This window comes from Bradyrhizobium sp. sGM-13 (assembly GCF_018398875.1).
GTDB lineage: Bacteria > Pseudomonadota > Alphaproteobacteria > Rhizobiales > Xanthobacteraceae > Bradyrhizobium.
In genome coordinates, this window is sequence record NZ_JAGWDK010000110.1 from 1 (window position 1) to 3,607 (window position 3,607).

2 protein-coding genes and 1 pseudogene are annotated in these 3,607 nt (G+C 56.4%); all 3 read right to left on the reverse strand.

What is annotated here, in order from left to right; all coding sequences use genetic code 11:
- Nucleotides 1-238: 238 nt before the first annotated feature.
- Nucleotides 239-532 (reverse strand): annotated as a pseudogene (locus KJQ96_RS38175) (transposase); the annotation flags it as partial.
- A gap of 473 nt (nt 533-1,005) precedes the next feature.
- Entirely contained in the window at nt 1,006-2,202 is a 1,197-nt protein-coding gene (locus KJQ96_RS38180) for a hypothetical protein (RefSeq protein ID WP_249727375.1), read from the reverse strand.
- 380 nt (nt 2,203-2,582) lie between these two features.
- Nucleotides 2,583-3,607, reverse strand: a 1,025-nt coding sequence (locus KJQ96_RS38185; RefSeq protein ID WP_249727373.1) for a thioesterase domain-containing protein, incomplete at its 5' end; no start/stop codon positions are given.

Genomic DNA, 3,607 nt, shown 5'->3' on the forward strand with positions numbered 1-3,607 from the left:
GGCGCTCTACGCCACCTCGCCGTTCACGCCGCGGTAGCGGCTTCGTTCAATCCTCTATCGACTCAGACTAGACCCATCCCGCTCTAGCCAGGAATGCAGTCCCATTCCACGCCAGTGTGCCGCCGTGCTCGGGCCGGTCAAGGCCAAGCCCTGCGGTGGCCGCAAATGCGGCCAGCCTTGACCACCCCTACGCGCGGCGGCTGCGAGATCGGTGGCCGGGACGGAAGAATGGCCTGCGGAGCGCCTTCTCGGCCATGCGGCGCGGCTCCAGGAAACCCGGGAAGTAGGAGCCCTTGCGCAGCTTGGGGATACGCAGCTCAACCGCGCCGGCCCGGGTCTCCCAGATCCGGTCGCGGTAACCGTTGCGCTGCGCCAGACGCTCGCCGCTCGTCTCGCCGTAGGCCGCCCCGGTCTGGCTTTCGACCTCCAGCTCCATCAGCCTTTGGGCGGCAAAGCCGATCATCTCGCGCAGCAGATCGGCATCGGGGGTCTTCTCTACCAGCGTGCGCAGGTTCATCATGTCGTCGGTCATCGGTGGTTCCTCGGTTGCGTTGGCGTGTCGCAACCCGATCCTACCGGAGAACTGCCGGTGACCACCGCAAAGCCGCCCGCCCGCTACGGCGCTATTGGGGGGCGCGCGTCCGGGCGGCTTTGCTCTACCGAGCTACACCTGCCCGGGGTGCCGGCCGGATGGTACTTAGTTAGGTCCGAGCGCTCGTAAGCGGTTATTTTCCTGGCAGAGAACCGCTTACGCTCCACCGGCGGCGACGTCCCGCACCGACCTGGATATCACGGCCCCGAACCCCGAAGCGTCAACGATATGGTCAACCATGTATGCGAACCCTACTGTATGTGACGGCTCGCATCTTGCCGGTCAGCTCGCCCCCGACAAGGTGGAGGCAGAGAGCCGCTTACAAGCGCTCGTGCAGGAACGCGTGCGGGAAGAATTCAAGGAAGACACGGATGCCCGAAGGCAAGGCATGAGCATCTATACAGATTTGCTTGTCACAAGGCGGTTGGCGAATTTTTGGCGAGGAAAGCCACTTTTTCCAACACAGTGAGCCCTCGTTCGATCAGGAGATTGACACCTCGATCTCCCGCATCGATGGCCTGCACGATTAACCTCGCGCTAAGACACAGGCGCAAGGCAGCTAGCCGGGCTCCCTCTCGTTCGCCGCAGAGAACAGGTTGTCCTAGTTCACAACGTACTGAAGATATTTCCTCGCAGGCCTCCGGTAAGCCCGTTCTCGCGACCAGGTTCTTCCTCATCTGATGGAAAATTGTTTTTGTATCTTCCGCAGCCAGCGGCCTTCGTCTCCCGTCCCGACCGATCCGAAACAGAAGGAAAGGAAAGATTGTCGGAATCTGGTCCCAGGGCTCACCCGTTACAGACGGACGGCGATGCAAGGCCGGCTGTTCCAGTAACTCAAAGTGCCGAGCATCGTTGATCCAGGAGGTAATCGCATTGTAAAAAGCCTGCACGACCCTTCGGACATCCTCCTCTGGAATTTTGCGAAAAGCGCGCAACTCCACGAGTGCAGCGCACCACCGTAGAAGCAATCCAAAGTTACTGACATTGTGAAGTGAGTGGACGCCATTCCAATGTTGCGGCCACTCTGCGCGCGCGCTAGTCACACTGATCGCAGGACTCAACTCTTGCTTCATCAGGCGACATGCCGCAGCCTTCGGTACCAGTAGCATTGCAGAAAATGCAGGACCGCCCACAAATTTTGATCCGGTGACGACCACCAGGCAATCCGCGACGAGATAACTGCGTAGCGTGCTCGGTGCCAGCCGGAACTGAGCTGCATCGACAAGAACTTCGATGATATGGGGCCAGCGATGCTTCAGATCCAGCACACGACTCGGACTGGGAGCTAACATTCCGGTTTTTGAAACGTCGGTCAATACTACCAGAATGCGATCGTACCGCGTTGCAGCCGTGGATACGATCGCCTCGAGTTCGTCGTCAATCGCCGCAATCAATCGGAGGCCGCAGTCCTCTGTGCGAATCTTTATGGCTCTAACATCGATGGAATCGTCAAGATTACCTGCAGCTCCCGGGGTACCCAGCGCTGCATACCGAGAGTACATGGCTCCAGCTAGAGCATCCGCGACATCACTCCCGGTCTCCTCCGACTGAACCATAATTGCCAACGTCTTTGCTGCAGTGCTTCCAGCCACTAGTTTGGCGGCGAGCATGTGAGCGTCTGTTCCAGACGGAGACACAATGGTCTCAAGTCCGGAAAGTTGTCTCAGGCCGCAGAGACCAACGAATTCGCTTCGTAGTCTGCAGATTTCCGCCAAGTAGAGTTCTGCCGAATTTCCGTCCTGCAACGTCTGCAAGAGCTTGTGACGAACCTCCTCAGCGGAGGAAAATCCAGCTTCAGAGATAGTGGATGCCGTCGCAGATCCAAATGCAAGTAGTCCACTATCGGGTTTCGGTCGGCAACCGTACTTGTTGGCCATTACTATCGGATTGAGTTCGATGCGCTCGTCGCCTCCTTCAGTCAGCAGTTCGCAAGTTGACGGAAGTTGAGGGCCAGGACGGAGTAAGCGCGTCATCATCACACGTTCAGCCTTTACTGGTACAATGGAGGTGTTGTCGGTGAACTGTTTAAGGCCTTTGATAACGATCGCGCCAGAACTCGGCGGTTTTCTGGAATAGTCATCATCGTAACGTGGTTACCTTGAACGGGTACGGTATGAATGGCCGCTGGACTTAAAACCTGATCCCACCCCCTCATGGGCGAACTTTCCTCTGGACCTCTCGAAATCTTGGCGGCTCGTTCCCGACGACCTAACAAAGACTCTGCGGCATAGAACTGATGTATTTCTACCGGCAGGGAAGGGACTTGATACAACTGCAGTGCGCTTTGAAATTTGGCTATTCTTTCATATATCAAAGCCTCCTTGTGGAGATCATCTGCAGTTATCGCGCCAATTTGCTGCGCTTTTTCAAGCAGCTGAACGACTGAACTTTCTCTAGCAAACTGCTTCAACACTTCGAACTCCTCGTCGTCCAAGGATTCGAGAGTTTCTAAGACCATTTCTAGTACTATTTGGGCTTTCGATCGGCTCGATGGAGTTGCAGACAATATAACGTCGATGAAAGCCATGAACGACACGGTTTCGTCGACGCTTTTTAAGCGCTGGGCAATTGCGTAAGCCAAAATTCCACCTGAAGAGTACCCAGCGAAGCGATATGGACCCCGAGGCTGAATCCCTTTAATCGCCGTGATGAGTTGCTCGCCTATCCCTTCAAGAGTTAGTGGACAAGCGTCATTGAAAGACGGCCATGGCAGAGCATAGACAGGACAGTCTATGTGCATTTCTTTCACCAAGGAGAGGACATAGGAGCAATCTCCAAAACCTGTCGGAACAAAGAAGAGCGGCAGTTGCGATCCCGTGGAACGAACGGGAAGCACTCGAGCCGTATTATGGTGCTGCTCCAGATCAATCTTCGCGGCAAGTTCGCTCAAGGCAGGAGCTTGGAAGAGATCGGCTGCGCTGAACGCAAGTCCAAAATCTAGCGCTCGACTGAGAAGCCGCACCGCCAACAGCGAGTGGCCGCCCAGCGCGAAGAAGTTGTCGTGGCGACCGACCC